Origin of the sequence: Bradyrhizobium sp. G127 (assembly GCF_021502575.1) — a bacterium.
In the GTDB taxonomy this organism is placed as follows: domain Bacteria; phylum Pseudomonadota; class Alphaproteobacteria; order Rhizobiales; family Xanthobacteraceae; genus Afipia.
Map to the genome: position 1 here is coordinate 1,529,100 of NZ_JAKFGN010000002.1, position 22,170 is coordinate 1,551,269.

The following is a 22,170-nucleotide window of genomic DNA, read 5'->3' on the forward strand; positions in this document are numbered from 1 at the left end:
TCTTGAAGCGCGACAGTTATCGCTGTGATTGCGGAGCCACCATCACCCCCTTTTGAGCGATTGGCTGTGACGGCCGGAATCATCACAAATCACCCGAGAATCTGCGCTCTGAATCCTCCAGGGCGGCTTCATTCGGTGACTATATCTTTACCGGCTGAAGCGCGCTTCGAGCACTCCGACAAACCTCCTCATAACATCGCAGCGCGTTAGCTTAAGAATTCCGGGCTGTCAGAACCTGTAGTTCACGCCGACCCTAACCATCGGGAAACCCACCTTGCTGATCAGCTTGCGGCCATTCACGGTATCAGATGTGACGGAATACCCGTTGGTATTGGCGATCATTGCACCAGCCTTGGCCCCCGGGAAGCTGAATGTGGCTTGGTCGAAGCGGGCGAGCAAATACTCGCCGGTTACTGACCAAGATTCGTTGAGCGCAAATTCGCCGCCGCCGCCGAGCACGTACCCTGTGCGCATCAGGGATGCACTTTCGGTAAACGCAGCAACTGACGAATCTACGGCAGAGCAACATCCGGGAATGGACCTTGCGCCGATATATTGCGTGCGCTCCTCGTTTTGCCGCATGAACGCGGCACCGCCCGTGACGTACAGCATCATCCGGTCGTTGAAAGCATAACCAAGGCGGCCGCGCACGGTCGCGATCCAGTCGATGCTGCTTTCCTGCACAGCTTCGAATGCACGGGCATAAAACATGTTGGAGTTGCTCAAAATTGAAGAACCTTCATTCGCGAAGGTTACCTGAGAGCCAGAAATCTCCGATCTCGCGATATGCGCAACGATACCGGCAACGATACGATTTCTGAACTGATAATCATATCCGGCCTGAAGTCCGAATGAGAGCGCCTTGATATCCTGATTGGGCGCTTCCGTCGCAGAATAGCGCGTCACTGATCCATCCAGAGCGGTGGATGCACCTCTTAGCTCCGCAAAGTTGTAAGCCGAATTGACGCCAGCATGGAATCCCGTCCAGCTTCTGCCGCCTTGCGACGGGCGGAACAGATTGGCCAATGAGGCGTAAGAGACTGGCTCGCTGCCCCCGAACTTGCCTGTGAGTCCGACGCGAGCGGTTCGTCCGGGGCCAGGCTGCTGCACCAGGCTGAGCGGATCGACATAATACTGGTCGGTGATGTTTTCGACGGTCGCCCAAAGCGTAATGTCCTTCGACAGCTTGTATTCCGCGAACGCATCGACCATCCAGTATGGCAGCCAGTCGATGGGAGCGATGATTGCAGCGGCGCCGTACTGCACTGCTCCATGACCAATCGAGCGCGGGCCCGTATAACCCACCCGACCTCCGATAGTTAGATCGTCGTTTAGCAGCTTCTGCGAGACGGTCAGATTTGCAGAATACTTTGGCGGAACCTGATTGGTTGCGTAGTCGCCTGACAAGGTCGAACCCGAACAAAGGCTGGCGGTCGGACAAAATTCAACATTCAGATAATAGTTCGCAGCCAATTCCGCCGTGAATCCGTTGTTCTCATACTTGCTGGAGAACTCCAGCCCCTCAAAGCGGGCACGATCGATATTGCGGACTTGGAGGCCACTCCATGTGTAGGTGTAACCCCATGTCGGATGGACCGCAGTCCCGGTAATCCCGACCCGAGCCACATAGTCCTGCACATCCCAGTTGAAGTATCCGAACTTCAGCATGACCTTGTCCTTCGCGGACAATACGCCATCCCTAATCACATTGACGCCGGCCTCCCAATTTTTCGAGCGCTCGGGCTGGATATTGGGATTTGGAATCAAAGTGTATGCCGCGACCGACTCAAAAAGAGTCGGCATGCGCAAGGCGCTGGAATAGCTCCCGTAAAATTGCGTGCCCTTGACCGGTTCCAGCACGACGCCTGCTGACGGACTGTATCCACTGTTTTCGTGCGACGGTTGCGGATTAACAGTAAGCGGATTGTTGACAATTACGCTGCGATCGAGAGACGAGTAGTGTGAATAACGCAGTCCACCGTTCAGCGTGAGCCAATCTACCGGCTTATAGGCTACTTTTCCGAATCCCCCGATTTCCTGCCGGGAGCCGTTCCGGGCCGGAATGTTCAGGTTCAACTGATCCGAGAATGGCAGCGGCCTTGTCGCCTCGTTGATGTAGGACACGCCGTAATCGACATCCAGCGATCCGAACCGGTCCAATGCAAAGTGCGATTTGTTGCTGATATCGCCTCCCCACATCGTGCTGTCGTTGCCGGGAAGATAGTCATAGGGAAGACCGTAACTCTCCGGCCTTCCGGCACCTAGACTGACGCGTGGCGGCGTGCGTGTATTGAGGCTTGTCATCCAGAAATTTGCCTTGAGATCGACGAGGCCGTTTTCTTCTGGCTTCCACCGATAGCGCGCCGTTCCGGTATCGACCGTTGTGGAGTTCTCCTGCCACTGCTGCAAGGATTGACTCAGAGGGCTTCCGAAAAGCGCAGCGACCATATCGCCGGACGTGCTGCGATAGCCGTTGTAGCCAATCTGCAGACTCTGCCCGATTTCGACATCGCGCACCGTGGCCTTAGCAAGATACGACTCCGTTTCAAGTTGCGTATTCAGAACCTGCTCGCCGGCGCGGTAGCTTGATAGGCCGCCATTCTGATACACGTGGGCGTATGAAATAGGGTGGGGAGGATAATAGCAGGTGCCGCTTGAATAACAGAGTGGCTGAGGGCCAGTGTCGATCACCTGAGCGCCCGGACCGTTCTTGCCGGCGAAATAGTTGCCCTGCTTTCGGAAGGCATAGCCCCAGAGCAGATCGTAATTCTCTTCCTTGATTGCCGCGACCGTGCTGAAAGAGCCGCTGGTCGGGTTGAGCCATCCAGGCCGCTCAAGGCCTGATGCCTGAGCCGTGGGCACAGGATAAGGCTGTGGATCGCTTACATAGGGCTTCGGCCACGTATAACCACCGCGATCGCCAGGAACAGGCGTTGCGGTGTTGGTGCCGAAACCACTTTTAACCCAGACGCCCCACTTCTCACCGGGCTTCACTACATCATCAGCACCGAGCGTGCGCATCGCCACCGTGCCGGCGATACCGCGCGAACTCGCGTCCGCCCCCTTACGAATATCGGCGCCGGCGAGCAGATCGGGATCGACAAAGGTGCGGTTGGAAACACCCTGATAGCCTTGATAGACGGTGAGAGCATTCTCCGCGCCGTCGATCGTCACGGCAACACGGCCCATGCCCTGCATCCCGCGGATGTTGACGTCGATGGACCCAGCACCATTGCGCGGTTCGCCCGACATCACCCCCGGCGTGCCGCGAAACATATCGGCCGGACTGCCGCCACGGAAACGCTCAATGGTTTCCTGCGAGATGTAGCTGGTTGCGCCCGGCGTATGATACGGTTGATATTCCGGCTTGACGCCAGCACCAGACACATCCACCGCGTCGAGGAGTGTCGTGCCATCCGGTACCGGCCCTATCGCGCCAGCGCTGCCCGGCCGATACAGCGTGATGCTCGACGGGCTGTTAAATCGCGCTGAAAGACCGGTTCCACCCAGCAAATGAGTCAGAGCGGTGTTGGGCGTCATCGCTCCTGAAACACCTATTGTATTTGTCTCACGCGGAACAGCACCATCGAAAGCAACACTCACGCCTGCGGCGCGGGAAAATGCAACGATGGCGCTCGACAAAGGCTGCGGCGGAATAGCAAAGGTGACCGTGCGAGGATGACTCACGCCAGCAGGCGCAACTGTTTGGGCTACGACTGAGGATGGTTGCAGGCAAACACCAGCAATCGATGTCGACCCCAGCAGCACGGCCAGCCGCACTGCGTTCTGAGAACTGTTCAAAATCACCATCGCCCTCCAGCAAAAGGGCAATACTCTTTGACCTGCCCTACTGGATCAGACGAAGTGTCATCTTCGTTTTATGAAGCCGCTCGCATTTTTTGCATGACTACGCTGCCATGATGAACATCACATACGGCGTGACGCTCACGAGGCGAATGGGCAGGCTGTCCCGCAGCACGTCCGGAACATCTTCGATGGCGTTGAGATCGACGATCAGGGTTACTGGCCGCTCCATGAGCGACGGGTTCACGATCACAAACTTTCCGCTTCGCCATCGATTGAGGGACGCGACGACCCGCCCGAACGGCGCGGAGACAAAAACCAGACGCCCGTCACGCCACGCCAGCGCCTCCATTGGATCGACGGCATTCGGAGAGCCGATGGTCTTGCGGCTGTAGTTGACCTGCCGCCCGGCTCCCACACGAACATCCTTGATGCCGAGACGGATGTCGGCAGCGTTTTCAAGCACCGTCACATGCACATCGTCGTCGGCAACATAATCTATATTGAAAGCCGCACCTGATGCCATGGTTCGGCCTGCGCCAGCATCTACAACAAAAGGACGGGCCGGATCCTGCGTGGTGGAGAAGAACGCTTCGCCCTTGTGCAGAGTAACGAGGCGAAGTCGAGAGCGAAAATCGAGAGATACGGCTGTCGCGCCTGCCAGCTCGACATTTGAATTGTCCGGCAGCCGTATGGATCGCCGTTCGCCCGCGCCGGTGCGATAATCGCCCATAAAGTATTGCTGATAGCCAAGCCAGCCGGTTCCGCCGATGGCGGCTGCAATCGCGGCCTTACCCAGACCACGGCGCGTCAACACCAGACGCGATGCCCGGCGGTGTGACTTGACTGTCGGCAAATCCGAGGCCGCCGACCAGATGCGCTCGATATCCGCATAAGCTGTCTGGTGACGAACGTCGCGCCTCAACCATGCGCGAAATGCTGATCGGGTCGATACCGTGACATCATCCGCATGCATGGCGGCGAACCACCTCACGGCCTCGCGCGATACGGGGTCCAGATCCTTTCCCGGCTCGTCGGTCCACTCGGAATGATCACCCAAAGACCGCACCCCTTCCACAGGCGGCAACGCTCGCCCTGTACAGATAGCTTTCATTATCTGGAGACGATCTAAAGTGCGAGATTTCTGAAGGGGCCGGAAATTTATTCCCGGGCACGATCCAGCGCAGCCCTCAGATGCATCATGACCCTGACCATCTGGCTGAATGCGGTCTGTGTCGGGATGCCAACGGCGCGGCCGATCTCCTCGAAGGTTCGGCCGTCCAGCCGCGCCAGAAAGACATTGCGCGGGGTTTGCGGCACCTGATTGAGTGCGGTTTGCAGGATCGCGAGTTCCTGCCGCGACACGACCACGCGCTCAGGGGACGGCGTCTCGTCCATGAACTTATCGAGGACTTCTTCGCCATCATCCAGAAAAGGCAGTAACCGCTGCCGCCGGGCGAGATCAATCGAGAGATTATTGGCTGTGCGGAAAATATAGGCCTGCACGTTATCGACATGACCAAGCGGCGATGCCGTAAGGAGCCGGAGGAATGTCTCCTGCGTGAGGTCTGCGGCAGTCTCCGCCGATGCGCCGCGACGGCGCAAATAGCGCTTCAAGTCGCTATTGTAGCGGCGAAATAGTTGCTGCACGTCCAACATCGCCTGTACCAGGTCAGGGGCCGCCTTTTCTTCCTTTCGATATAAGCGGAATGATTGCCGCGCAATATCAGCGGTTTACATTCGCTCTAAGCTTAGCAGATAGCGACTCAAGTTCAGGTTAGCCTCACTCCGGAGCCCGAGTTCTCGCCTTCTATGCGAAAGCAATTCGCGACGCTCTGAGAAGCGAGCTGGGTCAAAATCCAAGTGCAAATAAAGTTATTCAACGTGGAGGGGCGCTGGTGAGCGCACTGTCAAAAACTGGCTAAACGGGCAATGCGCCCCCGAGGCGAGCACCTGCTATTGTTGGCCTGTCACTCTGAGCGTGTCTTGAAACGATGTTAGCATTGGCCGATAAGATCACGTCGTCGCAGACAGCAATGTTCAAAAGATTTGCGATGAAATGACCATCGCAATCGGATTGATGAAAAGATTTTTGAAACATGAGAAGCACAGTCGTTCGAACCAATCCGTTGGCTGATTGACGAACGCGCAGCTCTCCGCCGAAGGTGGCTAAAACGGACCGCCACCCCCTCACGCAGTGGTTTTATTCTCCAGTCTCTGACGCGAGTCTCCAAAAAACGGGAATTCTTCAATGGTTGAGTGGAGACTGGGAGCCGATTTCGGAATGTAGTGGTGCGAATCCGGTCTCTGTAGAGACTCCCGGAAGCCTGGAAAGCCCTCTGTTTGCGGGCCTTTCTGCACCAAAAAAAATAATATTCTCCAAAAGCCGGACTGGCTGGCTGGGGCGGGAGGATTCGAACCTCCGCATGGGGGAATCAAAATCCCCTGCCTTACCACTTGGCGACGCCCCAATAGCGCCGAACGTATCTCGCGGCGGGGTCGGACCCGGCCGCTGCGAGCCGCTCATATTCGAAGAAGAAACGGCGAGATGTCAGGCCGGAAGCCATGAGCCGCGCCGATTCACTGTGGCAGCGCAGGTCTTAGAGCATTTTCCGGCAAAGTGGAAACCCGGTTTTCCGCGGAAAACAGACCGCCAAACCGCGGAATTTACAAAAGATTTTCCGGCAAACCGCCACCCGTTTCCCGCCAAGCGGGCCCCGGCACAATCAGAACCCGGCGCGATCCCCGCGGATGAAGGGACGGGGCATTATTCTGCGTGACAACAAGGTTCCTGCCGCCCGGAAACCGCCGTCACGCCAGTTGAGGGCGGCGGTTTTTCATGGGAAGACAGGGCGTGCCAGACGGACCCGACAAAAGCCGCTGGCGCAAGGAAAAACGCTTCATAACAACGGCTTACTCTAACGAGACTTGCGTGCGCCGTCCGGCTGGCCAGCCGGCCTTTCTGCAACAGAAGCGCCCGCCGAGGCTCTGCCCGAACAGCGAGATCACGTCCATGACTTACCGCGCGCCGATCACCGACATGCTCCTCTCCCTCAACCACGGCGCAGGCCTTTTGGCCGCTGTGGAAGCAGGACATTATAATGGCTACGAGGCCGAGTTCTCCGCCTCGGTGATCGAAGAGGCCGGCAAGTTCGCGACCGACGTGCTCGAGCCGCTGAACCAGATCGGCGACCGCGAAGGCATCAAGCTCACCGACAAGGGCGTCATCACCGCGACGGGCTGGCCCGACGCCTACAAGCGCTGGTGCGACGGCGGCTGGAACGCAGTGTCGGGATCGGAAGAGTTCGGCGGCCAGGGCCTGCCGCTCGCGGTGCATTCCGCCGTCAACGAGATCTGGAGCGCGTCGAACATGGCGTTCGGCCTGTGCCCGCTGCTGACGCTAAGCGCGATCGACGCTCTCGATGCCCACGGCAGCGCGGAGCTGAAGAACATCTATCTCGCAAAGCTGATCTCCGGCGAATGGCCCGGCACCATGCAGCTCACCGAGCCGCAGGCCGGCACCGATGTCGGCGCACTGCGCACGCGCGCGGAGAAGCAGCCGGATGGAACGTACCGTCTGTTCGGCACCAAGATCTTCATCACCTATGGCGACCACGACCTGAGCGACAACATCGTTCATTTCATTCTGGCGCGCCTGCCCGGTTCGCCGGCCGGCACCAAAGGCATCTCGCTGTTTCTCGCGCCGAAGTACCTTGTCAACGCCGATGGTTCGCTCGGCGCGCGTAACGACATCTACGCCAGCGGCATCGAACACAAGCTCGGCATTCACGCGTCGCCGACCTGCACCATGACCATGGGGGACAAGGGCGGCGCAGTGGCCTATCTGGTCGGCGCGGAGAATGGCGGCATGCAGGCCATGTTCACCATGATGAACCAGGCCCGGCTCGGCGTCGGCTTGCAGGGCGTCGGCCTCGCCGATCGCGCCTATCAGCGCGCGCTGGCCTATGCGCAGGAGCGCAAACAGGGCAAGGCGCTCGGCCACAAGGGCGACGGCTCTGATCCGATCATCATGTATCCCGATGTGAAGCGTAACCTGATGCTGATGCGCGGTCTCACCGCCGCGGCACGCACCATCTGCTATGCCACGGCAGTGGCGATCGACGTGTCGCATCGTGCCACCGACCCGAAAGTCAAAGCCAAGGCAGCCGCGCGCGGCGCGTTGCTGACGCCGATGGCGAAGGCGTTCTCGACCGACGTCAGCAATGAAGTCGCCGGCATCGGCGTGCAGATTCATGGCGGCATGGGCTTCATGGAAGAAACCGGCGCGGCGCAATACATCCGCGATGCGCGCATTCTCACCATCTATGAAGGCACCAACGGCATCCAGGCCAATGATCTTCTGATGCGCAAGCTGCAGATGGGCGGCGGCGAAGCCGTGTGGGACCTGCTCACAGAGCTCAAGGCCATCGTGTCCAAGGTCGAAGCCTCGAACGATCCGGCCTTCGGCACCACCGGCGCCAAACTTCGCGAAGCGGTGGATTCGGTGGAGCGCAGCAGCAAGTGGCTCTTGGAAAAGATCGCAACCTCTCCCGCCGAGGCGCTGGCGGGCGCGACACCTTACTTGAGGCTGTTTTCGACCACGCTCGGCGGCTGCTCGCTGGCGAATGAAGCGCTGGCGGCACGCAATGACGACAGCGTGCAGGGCGATGCCGGGCGTTACGTCACGCTGGCACGGTTTTTCGCCGAGAACGTCACCGTGCAGTCCGGCGCGTTCGAACGCACCATCATGGACAGCGCCACTGCGGTCACCGGCGCGGATGCGGTACTCACGGCCTGAACGCAACACATTGAAAGACCCGATACGCGCCGCCAACCGCGCGTATCGGGCCTTGGATGCGAACTGCGAATGGCGCGTCAGTAGTAGCACAGCGTCCCGGTCTTGGGGCCGCCGCGATAGATGAATGCGTTTCCAGCGGGACGCGTCGTATTCATGCTCGCCATCGCATCGAATGGCGACGTCGCGGTATCGACAGGCGACGAACGGATTTCATTCGGCCAATAGCGCCGGTCGGAAATCGTCGTTCCAGCCTGAGCACCTGCCGCAGCAAACATCGAAAGCGCGGCGGACGCAGCCAATACGAATATCCTGGTTGATACTTTCATGGTCGTATCCTTTTAGCTCTGTGCACGGAGGACGGAATATCTTCCGTTACGCCCCTTTAGGTTCGCATCAAGCCGGCCAGTATTACGCCGTCACGGACAGGTGACAGTCCGTGAGATCGCGGCATTCAAACAGCTCAATCGATGAGCCTGCCTATTTCAGCGGCTTCAGCCCCGCCTCGATTTCCTTGCGGCGAGGTTCGAGAAACGGCGGCAGCGCAAGCTTCTCGCCGAGCGTCTCCATCGGCTCATCGGTTGCGAAGCCGGGGCCGTCGGTCGCGATCTCGAACAGGATGCCGTTCGGCTCGCGGAAATAGAGACTGCGGAAATAGAAGCGGTCGATCTCGCCGCTGTGGTGAAGGCCGAACTGCGACAGCCGCCGGGTCCACTCGTGGTAGCTCGCTTCATCCGGCGTGCGGAACGCGACGTGATGCACGCCGCCCGCCCCCTGACGCGCCGCGGGTAAATCCTTTTGTTCAAGAACGTGCAACTCCGCCGCCGGACCGCCTTCCCCCATCGAAAACACTTCGATGCGATGCTCGCCGTCGGGCGACGCGTAATCGCGCACGCGCTTCATGTTCATCACATCGACCAGCACCTGCGCCGTGCGCGCCAGATCCGGCACGTTCAGCACGATCGGACCGAGCCCGCGAATCTGGTGCTCCGCAGGCACCGGGCTTTTCTCCCAAGGATGCGCCTCGCCGCGGCCGCCGTCATCGACCAGCACCAGCCGCTGGCCTTCCGGGTCCTCGAACGGCAGCGTCAGCCGGCTGTCTATTTCGGTCACCTTGCCGACATGCGCGCCGAGCCTGAGCAGGCGGTCCTGCCAGAAGGCGAGCGCCCTCTCCCCACCTACCCGCAGGCCGGTCCGCGACACGCTGCGGGTGCCGCGATGTTCCCGCGCCGCCGGCCAGTCGAAGAACGTCAAGTCCGTGCCCGGATTGGCCTTTCCGTCCGCATAAAATAAATGATATGCGCTCACGTCGTCCTGATTGACGGTCTTTTTGACCAGCCGCATACCCAACACGCCGGTATAAAATGCCAGATTTTCCTTGGCGTGCGCGGAAATCGCCGTCAGATGATGGATGCCGGTGAGCTGCATGGCAGTATCCCTTTATAACGGAGCGGCGGAAGCCAAAAGGCCATTCCTGCGGTTCCGGCCAATGATGTAGGATGACCTCACCAAGGGCGCCAGTCACCTCAATGTTGCAGCGCCTCCCGTATTTCAGGAAACGTCCATGACCGACCACGTAATTGTCACCGATGAAGATACCGCGCGCATCATCACCATGCGCCGCCCGGACAAGAAAAACGCGCTGACACAAACCATGTATATCGCCATGGCCGATGCGATCAAATCCGCGCAGTCCGATCCGGACATCCGCAGCATCGTGATTTCCGGCGGCTCCGGCGTCTTCACCGCGGGCAACGATCTTGAGGATTTCGCCAAGGCCAATACTGCAAACAGCGACGATGCCCGCCCCCTCGCCGCCACCCAGTTTCTCAAAGCGCTCGCCTATAACGAGAAGCCGCTGATCGGCGCGGTGGACGGCATTGCGGTCGGCGTCGGCACCACGATGCTGTTTCACTGCGACTACGTGCTCGCCAGCACGACCGCAACGTTTTCGACGCCGTTCATCCATCTCGGACTGGTGCCGGAAGCCGCGTCCAGCCTGCTTGCGCCGCGCACCATGGGCCATCAGCGCGCATTCTCGATGCTGGTGATGGGCCGCACCGTCAGCGCCGACGAAGCGCGCGAGGCCGGTTTCGTCAACGCAGTGGTCGCGCCGGGCCACACCGAAGTCGAGGCGCGCAAGGTCGCGCGCGAGATCGGCGCACTGCCGAAGGATGCCGTCGCGCTGACCCGCAAGCTGCTCAAGCCCGCACGCGAAGACGTGCTGCGCCGGATGGACGAAGAGTCGCATCATTTCGGCGAGCGCCTGAAATCCGACGAGGCACGCAACGCGTTCAGCGCATTTTTCGCCCGCAAGAAGAAAGCCTGATCGCCACCTGAACCATCCATCCCGACCGCGGAAAGATCGCCCCTGCAATGCCGACACTCTATTATCATCACTCCGCTGGCTTGAACCATCTCACCGCCCCCGGCCATCCCGAACGGCCGGATCGGCTGCGCGCGATCGCGCAGGGTCTCGCGCACGAGAAGTTCGATTCCCTGGTCCGGCACGAAGCGCCGATGGCCGATCTCGATGTTGTCGCACTGTGCCACAGCAACGAGTACATCGACGAGTTGCGGCACATCGCGCCGAAGGAAGGCATGATCTATCTCGATGGCGACACCTCGATGTCGCCCGGCACGCTGGAAGCAGCGCTGCGCGCCACCGGCGGTGCCATCGCGGCCGTCGATGCGGTGATGACCAACACCAAGACCAATGCCTTCGTCGGCACCCGTCCGCCGGGACACCATGCCGAATCGTCGAAGCCGATGGGCTTCTGCTTCTTCGACAGCGTCGCGGTCGCCGCACGCTACGCGCAGCGCAAGTACGGGATCCAGCGTGCCGCGATTGTCGATTTTGATGTTCACCACGGCAATGGCAGCCAGGAAATCTTCTGGGCCGATCCGAGCGTGATGTACGCCTCGACCCACCAGATGCCGTTGTTTCCGGGCACCGGCAGCACGCAGGAGCGTGGCGAGGATGACACCATCGTCAACGCGCCGCTGCACGCCGGCAACGGCAGCCGCGAATTCCGCGAGGCGTTCAATCTCGCGATCCTGCCGCGGCTGGAAGCCTTCGCGCCCGAACTGATCGTGATCTCCGCCGGATTCGATGCGCACTGGCGCGATCCGCTCGGCGGCCTCGAACTGCGCGAGGAAGACTACACCTGGGTCACGCGCAAACTGATGGAAATCGCCGATACCTCCGCGCAGGGCCGGATCGTCTCCGTGCTGGAAGGCGGTTACGATCTGGAAGGCCTGCGGGATTCGGTTGCGGTTCACGTCGCGGCGCTGATGAACAACTAAGGTCAAGCGCTTTCCAGCACGCCGCAAATCACGCTACATTGCCGCCACATTGCGCCCGCAAATCGTTTCTAGATTCCGCGGCACTCCCCAGATTTCAGGAATCGCATCATGGCTGAAACCGCACATGCCGACGTCAAGAAGCTGAGCTTCGAACGCGCGATCGAAGAACTGGAATCCATCGTCAAGCGTCTTGAGGACGGCAAGGTGCCGCTCGAGGAGTCGGTCGCGATCTACGAGCGCGGTGAAAGCCTGAAGCGGCGCTGCGAAGAACTGCTGCGCCAGGCCGAAGCCCGCGTCGACAAGATCACCACCGACGCATCCGGCCAGGCCGTCGGCACCGAGCCGCTCGACGTTCAATAATCTTTCCTGATGGGCCGGACTTCAGAAGTCGTTCAAAAGACCGGAATCGTCATCGGCTTCGCCATTCTCTGCGGCCTCATCGGTTTCTTCGTGCCGATGCTGTTCGACCGCGATGTCGGCGGCGCGCTGGCCTCCGCACTGTTGGGAATGGCCGGCGCGGCCGCCGGCGTGATCTTCGGCTGGCTGGTGATCCGGCGGAATTTCGGCTGAGAAGGCCGGTTCCCGCCCCTTGCCGCCTAAAACGTGGGACTTATCGCCACCGCCTAACGGATTGGCATTGTTTTGGAATTGGTATAAGCCACGGGACCGTTTCGGACCTTTCTGAGCGCTTTTCGTGCCGGGCCGGACGCCCCCAAAACTCATTGCGGAACATTGACGTGTCAAATTCGAGCAAGACGCCCCTCCTCGACGCAGCGCCGACTCCGGACCTGCTGCGCAAGCTCAAGCCTGAGCAGTTGCGCCAGTTCGCCGACGAATTGCGGCAGGAGACCATCGACGCGGTGTCGGTGACCGGCGGTCATCTCGGCGCAGGCCTTGGCGTGGTCGAGCTGACCACCGCGCTGCACTACGTGTTCGATACACCGGCCGACCGCATCATCTGGGACGTCGGCCATCAGGCCTATCCGCACAAGATTCTCACCGGCCGCCGCGACCGCATCCGCACGCTGCGCATGGGCAACGGCCTATCTGGATTCACCAAGCGCGCCGAGAGCGAATACGATCCGTTCGGCGCTGCGCATTCCTCGACCTCGATCTCGGCCGGCCTCGGCATGGCGGTGGCGCGCGATCTCACCGGCGGCAAGAACAATGTGATCGCCGTGATCGGCGACGGATCGATGTCCGCCGGCATGGCCTATGAGGCGATGAACAATGCGGGCGCAATGCACTCCCGCCTGATCGTCATTCTCAACGACAACGACATGTCGATTGCGCCGCCGGTCGGCGCGATGTCGGCCTATCTGGCGCGGCTGCTGTCGAGCCACACCTACGGCTCCGCGCGTGAGGCGCTGAAGAACCTCGCGCACCACCTGCCGAAATTCTTCGAGGACAAGGCATTGCGCGCCGAGGAATATGCGCGCGGCATGGTAACAGGCGGCACGCTGTTCGAAGAACTTGGCCTGTTCTACGTCGGCCCGATCGACGGTCACAACCTCGATCACCTGCTGCCGGTGCTGACCAATGTCCGCGATGCGGCGACCGGCCCCGTTCTGATTCATGTCGTCACGCAGAAGGGCAAGGGCTACGCGCCCGCGGAAGCCTCACCCGACAAGTATCATGGCGTGGTGAAGTTCGATGTCGCGACCGGCGCGCAGGCCAAGGCGAAATCCAACGCGCCGGCCTATACCGCCGTGTTCGGGCAAAGCCTGATCAAGGAAGCGCAGAAGGACGACAAGATCGTCGCCATTACGGCGGCGATGCCGGGCGGCACCGGCATCGACATGTTCGAGAAGGTCTTTCCCGAGCGCACCTTCGACGTCGGCATCGCCGAGCAGCACGCGGTGACGTTCGCCGCCGGTCTCGCCACCGAAGGCTTCAAGCCGTTCTGCGCGATCTATTCGACCTTCCTGCAGCGCGGCTACGATCAGGTCGTGCATGACGTGGCGATCCAGCGCCTGCCCGTGCGCTTCGCCATCGACCGCGCCGGCCTCGTCGGTGCCGACGGCCCGACCCATGCGGGATCGTTCGACAACACCTATCTCGGCTGCCTGCCCGGCTTCGTCATCATGGCGGCGGCGGACGAAGCCGATCTCGTTCACATGGTCGCAACGCAGGTTGCGATCGACGATGCGCCGAGCGCGTTGCGCTATCCGCGCGGCGAAGGCCGCGGCGTCGATATGCCGGAGGTCGGCGTGCCGCTGCCCATCGGCAAGGGCCGCATCATGCGCGAAGGCTCGAAGGTCGCGCTGCTGTCGTTCGGCGCACGGCTCGGCGAATGCCTCAAGGCCGCCGACGAACTCGACACGCTGGGACTTTCTGCGACGGTCGCCGATGCCCGCTTCATGAAGCCGCTCGATCTCGACATGATCCTGAAACTCGCGCGCGAGCACGAGGTTCTCATCACCATTGAGGAAGGCTCCATCGGCGGGTTCGGCACCCATGTGCTGCAAACGCTGGCCGACCACGGCGCGCTCGACAAGGGCCTGCGCGTGCGCACGCTGGTGCTGCCGGACACGTTCATCGATCATGACTCGCCGGCAAAGATGTACGAACAGGCGGGTCTCGACGCCAAGGGCATCGTCGCCAAGGTGTTCGAGGCGCTCGGCAAGGACAGGCCGTCCGCAACGGTGAAGCTGGCCTAACCTCTTAGATCGTCATGCCCGGGCTTGACCCGGGCATCCATCACTTTTGTAAGATGGATTGCCGGATCAAGTCCGGCAATGACATCGAAAATGCAGCAGACCGCATCATATCGGAACGACAATCATGGCCGAACGCAAGCGCGCGGACCTTTTGCTGGTTGAGCGCGGCCTGTTCGAAAGCCGCGCCCGGGCGCAGGCCGCCATCGAGGCCGGCGGCGTCAGCGCCAACGGCAAGCCGGTTCTGAAACCGTCGGAAGCCATTCCCGCCGATGCGGAGATTTCGGCCGAGCCAGCGCATCCGTGGGTGTCGCGCGGCGGCGTCAAGCTCGCGGGCGCGCTGGAGCAATATCCCGTCGAGATCGAGGATCATGTCTGCGTCGATGTCGGCGCGTCCACCGGCGGCTTCACCGAGGTATTGCTCGCCAACGGCGCCAGCCTCGTCTACGCCATCGATGTCGGAAAAGGTCAGTTGCATCCGAGCCTGCACGGCAATCCGAAGATCGTTTCGATGGAGGAAACCGATATCCGTTCCCTCGCCGGCAAACGGCTTGAGATACGGCCGGATGTCGTGGTGATCGATGTCAGCTTCATCTCGCTGAAGCTGGTGCTGCCCGCGGTGCTGCCGCTCGCCGCAGCACCCATGCACCTGCTGGCGCTGATCAAGCCGCAGTTCGAAGCCGACCGGAAGCATTCAAAAAAAGGCATCATCCGCGACGAGGCGGTGCACAAGGCCGTCTGCGACGGCATCGCCGCTTTCGCGGAATCGCTGGGATGCACTGACATCAAGGTGTTTCCGTCGTCCATTGCAGGCGGCGACGGCAATGCCGAATTCTTCCTCGGCGCGCGGCGCGGCTGATGACCGAACGCCTCATCATCGATCATGTCGGCCATTTCGGCGACGGCGTTGCCGTCGTCAACGGCGCGAACATCTATGTGCCCTATGCGCTGGGCGGCGAAACCGTCGACGTTCTCCCCTCGCCCGGCCATCCGGATCGGCGCGAGCTGGCGCATATCGTCACCGCCAGTCCGGAGCGCATCGATCCGTTCTGCCCGCATTTCGGCACCTGCGGCGGCTGCGCCATCCAGCACTGGCAGCCCGACGCCTACCGGAACTGGAAGCGGCAACTCGTTATCGAGACGCTCAACCATGCCGGCATCGATTGCGAGGTCGGCGACCTGATCGATGCCCACGGCACCGGCCGCCGCCGCATGACGCTGCATGCGCGGCAAAGCTCGCAGGGCATTCTGCGCGTCGGCTTCGCGGCTGCGGGTCGGCACGAGATCATCCCCATCGACCGCTGCCCGATCCTCGATCCCGCCATGCACGGCGCGATCGAGGCCGCGAACGAGATCGCGGAATTGCTGAAACCCGTCAGCAAGCCGCTCGACATTCAGGTAACGGCGGCCGACAACGGCCTCGATGTCGACGTGCGCGGCTCCGGCCCGCTCGGCACCGCGCTGCTGGCATCGCTCTCGAAGCTCGCAGAGAAACACAATCTCGCGCGGCTGACGCGCCATGGCGAACTGGTCATCATGCGCAAGCCGCCGGTGGTGCGGGTCGGCAAGGCGCAGGTCACGCTGCCGCCGGGCTCCTTCATGCAGCCAACGGCCCTGGGTGAGGAAACGCTGGCGGAGCTGGCTTTCGTGCGGGCGAAGGGCGCCAAGCACATCGCCGATCTGTTCTGCGGCTTCGGACCGTTCGCCTTCCGGCTGGCGGAGAAATTCAAGGTGTCTGCGTTCGACAGCGACGCAGGTGCTGTGACGGCTTTGCAGAACGCGGTGAAACTCACGCAAGGATTGAAGCCGATCAGGGCCGAGGCGCGCGACCTTTTCCGCCGTCCGCTGATGCCGCAGGAACTGCGCGATTACGATTGCGTGGTGTTCGATCCGCCGCGTCAGGGCGCGCTGGCGCAGTCGCAGCAACTCGCCGCAAGCAGGATTGCGCTGGTGGTTGCGGTCTCGTGCAATACGGCGACCTTCGCGCGCGATGCACGGGTTCTGATCGACGGCGGTTTCAAGATCGACGGCGTCACACCGGTGGACCAGTTCCGCCACACGCCGCATGTGGAACTGGTGGCAAGGTTCAGGCGCTGACTACCGCCCCCACCGCTCCTGCCAGATTTTCTCGCCTATGGTGCAGGATACGCGCGGCTCGCGGGTTGCGGCCGGCACGACGGTCAACTCCGGCACGCGGTGCGCGACCTCCATCACCAGCTTGGTGCGGATCGCCTCCTTGAACTTCTCCTTGGTCTTGATCGGCACCACGAACGATCCGGCGCCGCCGATCACGCAATCCTCGTAATAGATGTCGAGATTCTCGATATCCATGGTCGCGTAGTTGGTTTCCTTCGACATGATCGGCAGACCGTTGATGGTCACGCCCCGGGCCAGCGCGGCGTCGCGCGCGCTGGTCACCGGCTCGCCGTTGTTGTTCGGTCCATCGCCGGAAATGTCGATGACGCGGCGAATGCCATGATAGTCGTTGGCATCGAACAGCGGCATGGCGAAGTTGATCGCACCCGAGATCGAGGTGCGCGAAGCGCGACGCAGCGGCGCTTTCAGGATTTCCTCGGCCACCGCGCCGGCGGATTCCGGACCGTCGATCACCCGCCACGGGATCACGATCTTCTGGTCGGTCGATGCCGCCCACTCGAAATAGGTCACCGCGACCTTGCCGGTCGGCCCGGTCTTCAGCGCCTGCAGAAATTCCTTCGATGTGATGGCTTCCGCGTACCCTTCGCGCTGGAGCGCCAGTTCATCCATGTCCATGGAATAGGAGACGTCGACCGCCAGGATCAGTTCAACATCGACGCGATTGGCTTCGTCGGCGGCGGAGGGGATGGGCAAAGGCTGCGCGGATGGCGCCGCCATGCTGCGGACATCGCCGCCGGCGATCACTCCCGCCACCAGCACCGCTCCGATCGAGACACACCAGCGCATGGCGAACCCCTCCCGTCATCCAGGCCGGAATGGTGACACGGCCCGCCCCACCCGGGAAGCCGAAACGTGACTCCGCCCGGTCCCGTACACAGCAAGCGGATTCTCGGCCTTTTTTGAGGCCGGTTGCCTGCTGCGGAGGCATTTACCAACATTTCATGGAATTTGTTTACGTTTGGCAGTTGCGGATTGCCTCCCAAAGCCGGGACCGGCCCTCCGACTGGAAATCGCCACACACCGTCACGCAGGCCAATGCGTCGAAAGCCATTTCGACGATCGCCCCTCCGTGTCTGAAAGCGCCGGGTTTTAGACGGGTCAGAAAGACCCAAAGGATGTTTCAATGCTGTCCAGGCTCTCGATTCGCACCAAGCTCATTGCCCTCGTGTCCCTGTTGCTGATCGCACTGACCGCAATGGGCACCTTCGCCATCATCGAGATGCGCGCCATCAATGCCTCGGCCCAGGACATCAAGACGAGCTGGCTGCCAAGCATCCGCCTGGTCGGCGAATTGCGCACCCAGTCCGCCCGATACCGCGCGGTGCTGCGTGACTACCTGACGGAGCCGGACGAGAAGTTCATGGCCGACATCCAGCGCAATCTCGATGCCCGCGCCAAGGACTACGACACCGCGAACAAGGCTTATGCGCCGCTGATCTCCTCGCCCGAGGAAGCCGCGCTGTACAAGGAACTGTCGGCAACCTGGAAGACCTTCCGCGACGCCGCCGATGAGGTGGTCGCCCATGCCCGCAAGGGCGAGACGGCGCAGGCCCGCGCGGTCAACGCCCAGCGCGCGACCGTCGCCGGCCGCAGCATGGATGCGGTGCTGGCGAAGATCGTCGACATCAACGACAAGGGCGCAGCCGCGTCCGGACTGAAGGCCGAGCACGATTATGAACTGGCTTTCAGCGTCGTGCTGGGAGCCCTGGTCCTGATGGTGCTGATCGGGCTGACCGCCGCCGTCCTCATCGTCCGCGACATCGCCCGTGGCATCGGCTCCGTGCTGATGCCGATGCGCGCGCTCGCCGCCAACGACCTCGACGTCAGCGTCCCGCATCAGGGCGAAACCAGCGAAATCGGCCAGATCGCCGATACGCTCCAGGTCTTCAAGGAGGCTCTGGTGGCGAAAAAGGCGGCGGACGAAGCCGCCGCCAACGAGGCCGGCGCCAAAATGCGCCGTGCCGAAATGCTCGACACGGCCACGCGCAATTTCGAAGCCATGATCGGCGAACTGATCGGCTCGCTGTCGTCGGCCTCCACCGAAATGGAAGCGACCGCCAGCACGCTGACCGACGCTGCCGACACCACCCGGCAGCTCTCCGGCGAAGCCGCGAACACCTCGCGCGATGTCTCGGAAAGCATCCAGTCCACCGCCACGGCGACCGAGGAGATCACCTCCTCGGTGAACGAGATCGGCCGTCAGGTGATGGAATCCAGCCGGGTCGCCCATGTCGCGGTCCAGCAGGCCGAAAAGACCGACGCCAGCATCACCGAACTGTCCAATGCCGCGGCCCGCATCGGTGACGTGGTGAAACTGATCACCGCGATCGCCGAGCAGACCAACCTGCTGGCGCTGAACGCCACCATCGAGGCGGCCCGCGCCGGCGAGGCCGGACGCGGCTTTGCGGTGGTCGCGGCCGAGGTCAAGGCGCTCGCCTCCCAGACCGCGAAGGCCACCGATGAGATCACCGCGCAGATTGCAGGAATGCAGGCCGCAACCGGCGCTTCGGTGGCGACCATCAAGGAAATCAGCGGCACAATCGACCTGATGTCCGAGATTTCCTCGGCCATCGCCGCCGCAGTGGAAGAACAGGGCGCCGCGACCCAGGAGATCGCCCGCAACGTGCAGCAGGCGGCCGAGCTTTCGGCCCGCGTGGCCGCCAACATCACCGATGTCGACCGCGGCAACAGCGAGACCGGCGCCGCCTCCGCGCAGGTGCTCACGGCAGCCCAGTCGCTGTCGAAGGAAAGCAACCACCTGCAGACCGAAGTGCACCGCTTCCTCTCGACCATCCGCGCGGCGTAACCAATTCTCCCCGCGAACATTCCGAAAGCCGGCGGCGCCAAAGCCGCCGGCTTTTCGATGTCTGCCTAAAAAAGAATCGATTCATGCGTTTTCCGCAGATGGCTTCGGCGCAAATGCCGTATGGAAAATACGAAAGGCGAAGTCCGCACTACGGTACCTTTACGAACATTTCACCCAACATCGCGACAGTGAATGTCAGGAATCGGGTCCGCGAAACGGGCCGGATTCCATCAGTGGTCCCGCCGCGTCTTTCACTGATCCCCATCGGCCATCTAACGGGTTAGAACAACCCAAGGATTCCATTCCATGTTCTCCAGGTTCTCCATTCGCGCCAAACTCATCGCTGTAACAGCATCCATGTTCCTCGCCGTGATAGCGATGGGCCTTCTGGCCCTCAGGCAGATGCAGAGCATCAACGCTAACGCGGTCGACATCCAGACCAACTGGCTGCCCAGCGTCCGCGTGCTTGGAGACCTGCGTGCCGGCGTCATCACCTATCGCAACGTGATCCGGCAGCACATGCTGGCGGAAACGCTGGAAGAGAAGCTGGCCAACGAAAAACTCGTCGAACAGGTCGTCGCGAGCAACAGCAAGATCCGCGAGACTTACGAAAAGCTGATTACGTCGGCCGAAGAACGCGCGCTGTATAACGAGTGGGGCCAGCTGTGGGACAGCTACAAGAAGGGTGCTGCGGAAGTGATAGCCCTGTCCCGCCAGAGCGTCGGAAAAATTCCGCATGATGCGCAGGAATTGAACAGCAAGACCGTTAACCCGATCGGTCTCAAGGCGGACGAAATCCTGAAGAAGGACATCGACCTCAACAACAGGGGCGCCGATGCTGCCGGCCAGGAAGCCCGCGACAACTATTTGATTGCGCTCAAGATCGTCATCGGTGCGCTCGCCTTCATCGTTATCTCAGGCACTGTGGTCGGCTATTTCCTGATCCGCGACGTGTCGCAGAATATCGACTCGATCGTGAAGCCGATGAAGACGCTCGGTGAGGGCGACCTGACAGCCGAGGTACCGCACCAGGGCGAGAAGACCGAAATCGGCGCGATGGCCGACACCCTGCAAATCTTCAAGGAAGCGCTGATCGCCAAGAAAGCTGCCGACGAGGCCGCCTCGAAGGAAGCCGATGCCAAGATCCAGCGCGGCCAGCGGGTCGATGCCATTACTCGGGACTTCGAAACGCTGATCGGCGAACTGGTCGAGTCGCTGTCGTCGTCCTCAACCGAACTGGAAGCCGCCGCCAACACCCTGACCAGCACGGCTGAAATCACCGGCAAGACCTCCGGCACTGCCGCCACCGCCTCGCAGGAAGTCTCCAGCAATGTGCAGTCGGTCGCCGTCGCCACCGAGGAAATCACCTCGTCGGTCGGCGAAATCGGCCGCCAGGTCCAGGAATCCAGCCGCATTGCTTCCGAAGCCGTGCGTCAGGCGCAGAAGACCGACACCAGCATCACCGAACTGTCGCAGGCCGCCGGCCGTATCGGCGACGTGGTGAAACTGATCACTGCGGTCGCCGAGCAGACCAACCTGCTCGCGCTCAACGCCACCATCGAGGCCGCCCGTGCGGGCGACGCCGGCCGCGGCTTCGCGGTGGTCGCTTCCGAAGTGAAGGCGCTGGCGGCGCAAACCGCCAAGGCCACCGACGAGATCAGCACGCAGATCGCCGGGATGCAGACGGCGACGCAGGAATCCGTCGCGACCATCAAGGAAATCGGCAAGACCATCAACCTGATCTCCGAAATCTCCTCGGCCATTGCCGCGGCGGTGGAAGAACAGGGTGCCGCGACGCAGGAAATTTCGCGCAACGTGCAGCAGGCGGCTGAACTGAGCAGCGAAGTCGCCGTCAGCATCGCCGATGTCAGCCGTGGCGCCGGCGAAACCGGTGCAGCCTCCGGGCAGGTGCTGTCGTCGGCACAGATGCTGTCCAGCGAGAGCACCCGCCTCAAGATGGAAGTGCAGAAATTCCTGACGACGGTTCGCGCCGCATAAGTCCGGCCGTCACATCGTCACCACGGTAATCGGCGGCTGGTCGCTTCAGCCGCCGATTTTTTTGCGTCTATGCGCGCCAGCCGTCAGCTGCAGACATCGACCTGCCGCCAGCGCCAACCGTGACGGGTGTGGACGTGTTGCACCTCATAGCAGCTGCCACCGTACGGATAGGCGTCGGCGTAGCCGTCATAGTAGTAATCGTCGTCGTAGGGTCCGCCGAACCCGATGAAGGATCGGCCGAAATGCCGGAAGCCGCGACGGTGACCGAAATGCCCGACCCCGCGGCCCTGAACCGCGGCGAACCGCGTGCCGGGCGCCATGGCGAAGCTCCGCGCGCCGAAACCGCCGCCGCGAAAACCTCCACCTCCGAAGCCACCGCCGTGGAAACCTCCTCCTCCGAAGCCACCCCCGTGGAATCCTCCACCTCCGAAACCGCCGCCGTGGAATCCACCGCCGCCGAAACCGCCGTGACCTCCTCCACCGCCACCACGCGCAAGTGCAAGGGACGGGGAAAACGCGCCGATCGCCGCCACAGCAGCGAGCGCTATGATACTTTTTCTGAGCATCGCTCTACTCCACGGAATTACAGCCTCCATGGGCGATATAACTCCGCGTGCGGCGTTTACATCCGTTGCCTGCCTTCACAT

17 protein-coding genes and 1 tRNA gene are annotated in these 22,170 nt (G+C 61.6%); 10 read left to right on the forward strand and 8 right to left on the reverse strand.

What is annotated here, in order from left to right:
* Positions 1-228: 228 nt before the first annotated feature.
* From LVY71_RS19355 to LVY71_RS19370, 4 genes are all read right to left on the reverse strand, one after another.
* Positions 229-3,810: a TonB-dependent receptor domain-containing protein gene (locus tag LVY71_RS19355; protein WP_235101450.1), complete on the reverse strand. Its 3,582-nt coding sequence runs from the start codon at positions 3,808-3,810 to the stop codon at positions 229-231.
* A 97-nt stretch (positions 3,811-3,907) separates the two neighbouring features.
* Positions 3,908-4,864, reverse strand: a complete 957-nt coding sequence (locus tag LVY71_RS19360) for a FecR family protein (RefSeq protein ID WP_235101451.1) — start codon at positions 4,862-4,864, stop codon at positions 3,908-3,910.
* Between the two features lie 101 nt (positions 4,865-4,965).
* Complete coding sequence (locus LVY71_RS19365; protein WP_235101452.1) at positions 4,966-5,463, reverse strand: RNA polymerase sigma factor; 498 nt, start codon at positions 5,461-5,463, stop codon at positions 4,966-4,968.
* 737 nt (positions 5,464-6,200) lie between these two features.
* A tRNA-Gln gene (locus tag LVY71_RS19370) sits at positions 6,201-6,275 on the reverse strand.
* A 542-nt stretch (positions 6,276-6,817) separates the two neighbouring features.
* Between LVY71_RS19370 and LVY71_RS19375 the strand changes: the two genes are divergently transcribed.
* Positions 6,818-8,602: an acyl-CoA dehydrogenase family protein gene (locus LVY71_RS19375; RefSeq protein ID WP_235101453.1), complete on the forward strand. Its 1,785-nt coding sequence runs from the start codon at positions 6,818-6,820 to the stop codon at positions 8,600-8,602.
* Positions 8,603-8,679: 77 nt separating this feature from the next.
* Here LVY71_RS19375 and LVY71_RS19380 read toward each other — a convergent pair whose 3' ends face one another.
* Positions 8,680-8,928, reverse strand: coding sequence for a hypothetical protein (locus LVY71_RS19380; protein ID WP_235101454.1), 249 nt, complete (start codon positions 8,926-8,928; stop codon positions 8,680-8,682).
* 151 nt (positions 8,929-9,079) lie between these two features.
* Positions 9,080-10,027 (reverse strand): ring-cleaving dioxygenase, encoded by a 948-nt coding sequence (locus LVY71_RS19385; protein ID WP_235101455.1) that lies wholly within the window; start codon positions 10,025-10,027, stop codon positions 9,080-9,082.
* Between the two features lie 136 nt (positions 10,028-10,163).
* On the opposite strand from LVY71_RS19385, the gene LVY71_RS19390 reads away from it, so the two are divergent.
* The 7 genes from LVY71_RS19390 to LVY71_RS19420 all read left to right on the forward strand — a co-directional run bounded on the left by LVY71_RS19390 (position 10,164) and on the right by LVY71_RS19420 (position 16,659).
* Entirely contained in the window at positions 10,164-10,928 is a 765-nt protein-coding gene (locus LVY71_RS19390; RefSeq protein ID WP_235101456.1) for a crotonase/enoyl-CoA hydratase family protein, read from the forward strand.
* A 47-nt stretch (positions 10,929-10,975) separates the two neighbouring features.
* Positions 10,976-11,905: a histone deacetylase family protein gene (locus LVY71_RS19395; protein WP_235101457.1), complete on the forward strand. Its 930-nt coding sequence runs from the start codon at positions 10,976-10,978 to the stop codon at positions 11,903-11,905.
* A 108-nt stretch (positions 11,906-12,013) separates the two neighbouring features.
* On the forward strand, positions 12,014-12,265 hold the full coding sequence (locus LVY71_RS19400) for an exodeoxyribonuclease VII small subunit (protein ID WP_235101458.1): 252 nt from the start codon (positions 12,014-12,016) through the stop codon (positions 12,263-12,265).
* Between the two features lie 9 nt (positions 12,266-12,274).
* Complete coding sequence (locus LVY71_RS19405; RefSeq protein WP_235101459.1) at positions 12,275-12,475, forward strand: hypothetical protein; 201 nt, start codon at positions 12,275-12,277, stop codon at positions 12,473-12,475.
* A gap of 167 nt (positions 12,476-12,642) precedes the next feature.
* Positions 12,643-14,565, forward strand: coding sequence for a 1-deoxy-D-xylulose-5-phosphate synthase (gene dxs, locus LVY71_RS19410; protein WP_235101460.1), 1,923 nt, complete (start codon positions 12,643-12,645; stop codon positions 14,563-14,565).
* Positions 14,566-14,689: 124 nt separating this feature from the next.
* The gene (locus LVY71_RS19415; protein ID WP_235101461.1) at positions 14,690-15,421 is read left to right on the forward strand and encodes a TlyA family RNA methyltransferase; all 732 of its coding nucleotides are present in this window, start codon (positions 14,690-14,692) and stop codon (positions 15,419-15,421) included.
* A complete protein-coding gene (locus LVY71_RS19420) occupies positions 15,421-16,659 on the forward strand; it encodes a class I SAM-dependent RNA methyltransferase (protein WP_235101462.1) in 1,239 nt (412 codons plus the stop codon). The genes LVY71_RS19415 and LVY71_RS19420 overlap by 1 nt, the downstream gene beginning before the upstream one ends.
* Here LVY71_RS19420 and LVY71_RS19425 read toward each other — a convergent pair whose 3' ends face one another.
* Positions 16,660-17,505: a DUF1194 domain-containing protein gene (locus LVY71_RS19425; protein WP_235101463.1), complete on the reverse strand. Its 846-nt coding sequence runs from the start codon at positions 17,503-17,505 to the stop codon at positions 16,660-16,662.
* Between the two features lie 337 nt (positions 17,506-17,842).
* Between LVY71_RS19425 and LVY71_RS19430 the strand changes: the two genes are divergently transcribed.
* Positions 17,843-19,525, forward strand: a complete 1,683-nt coding sequence (locus LVY71_RS19430; protein WP_235101464.1) for a methyl-accepting chemotaxis protein — start codon at positions 17,843-17,845, stop codon at positions 19,523-19,525.
* Positions 19,526-19,831: 306 nt separating this feature from the next.
* On the forward strand, positions 19,832-21,523 hold the full coding sequence (locus LVY71_RS19435) for a methyl-accepting chemotaxis protein (protein WP_235101465.1): 1,692 nt from the start codon (positions 19,832-19,834) through the stop codon (positions 21,521-21,523).
* Positions 21,524-21,606: 83 nt separating this feature from the next.
* Here the strand turns inward: LVY71_RS19435 and LVY71_RS19440 are convergent, their stop codons facing one another.
* Positions 21,607-22,089 carry a hypothetical protein gene (locus tag LVY71_RS19440; RefSeq protein WP_235101466.1) on the reverse strand — a complete coding sequence of 161 codons (483 nt, stop codon included), beginning with the start codon at positions 22,087-22,089 and terminating at the stop codon, positions 21,607-21,609.
* Positions 22,090-22,170 lie beyond the last annotated feature (81 nt).

What these genes read in the sequence shown, in the direction of transcription:
- LVY71_RS19355 (WP_235101450.1), bottom strand. Translation starts at nt 3,810, where the DNA reads ATGGTGATTTTGAACAGTTCTCAGAACGCAGTGCGGCTGGCCGTGCTG.
- LVY71_RS19365 (WP_235101452.1), bottom strand. Translation starts at nt 5,463, where the DNA reads ATGTTGGACGTGCAGCAACTATTTCGCCGCTACAATAGCGACTTGAAG.
- LVY71_RS19375 (WP_235101453.1), top strand. Translation starts at nt 6,818, where the DNA reads ATGACTTACCGCGCGCCGATCACCGACATGCTCCTCTCCCTCAACCAC.
- LVY71_RS19380 (WP_235101454.1), bottom strand. Translation starts at nt 8,928, where the DNA reads ATGAAAGTATCAACCAGGATATTCGTATTGGCTGCGTCCGCCGCGCTT.
- LVY71_RS19385 (WP_235101455.1), bottom strand. Translation starts at nt 10,027, where the DNA reads ATGCAGCTCACCGGCATCCATCATCTGACGGCGATTTCCGCGCACGCC.
- LVY71_RS19390 (WP_235101456.1), top strand. Translation starts at nt 10,164, where the DNA reads ATGACCGACCACGTAATTGTCACCGATGAAGATACCGCGCGCATCATC.
- LVY71_RS19395 (WP_235101457.1), top strand. Translation starts at nt 10,976, where the DNA reads ATGCCGACACTCTATTATCATCACTCCGCTGGCTTGAACCATCTCACC.
- LVY71_RS19400 (WP_235101458.1), top strand. Translation starts at nt 12,014, where the DNA reads ATGGCTGAAACCGCACATGCCGACGTCAAGAAGCTGAGCTTCGAACGC.
- LVY71_RS19405 (WP_235101459.1), top strand. Translation starts at nt 12,275, where the DNA reads ATGGGCCGGACTTCAGAAGTCGTTCAAAAGACCGGAATCGTCATCGGC.
- LVY71_RS19415 (WP_235101461.1), top strand. Translation starts at nt 14,690, where the DNA reads ATGGCCGAACGCAAGCGCGCGGACCTTTTGCTGGTTGAGCGCGGCCTG.
- LVY71_RS19420 (WP_235101462.1), top strand. Translation starts at nt 15,421, where the DNA reads ATGACCGAACGCCTCATCATCGATCATGTCGGCCATTTCGGCGACGGC.
- LVY71_RS19425 (WP_235101463.1), bottom strand. Translation starts at nt 17,505, where the DNA reads ATGCGCTGGTGTGTCTCGATCGGAGCGGTGCTGGTGGCGGGAGTGATC.
- LVY71_RS19430 (WP_235101464.1), top strand. Translation starts at nt 17,843, where the DNA reads ATGCTGTCCAGGCTCTCGATTCGCACCAAGCTCATTGCCCTCGTGTCC.
- LVY71_RS19435 (WP_235101465.1), top strand. Translation starts at nt 19,832, where the DNA reads ATGTTCTCCAGGTTCTCCATTCGCGCCAAACTCATCGCTGTAACAGCA.
- LVY71_RS19440 (WP_235101466.1), bottom strand. Translation starts at nt 22,089, where the DNA reads ATGCTCAGAAAAAGTATCATAGCGCTCGCTGCTGTGGCGGCGATCGGC.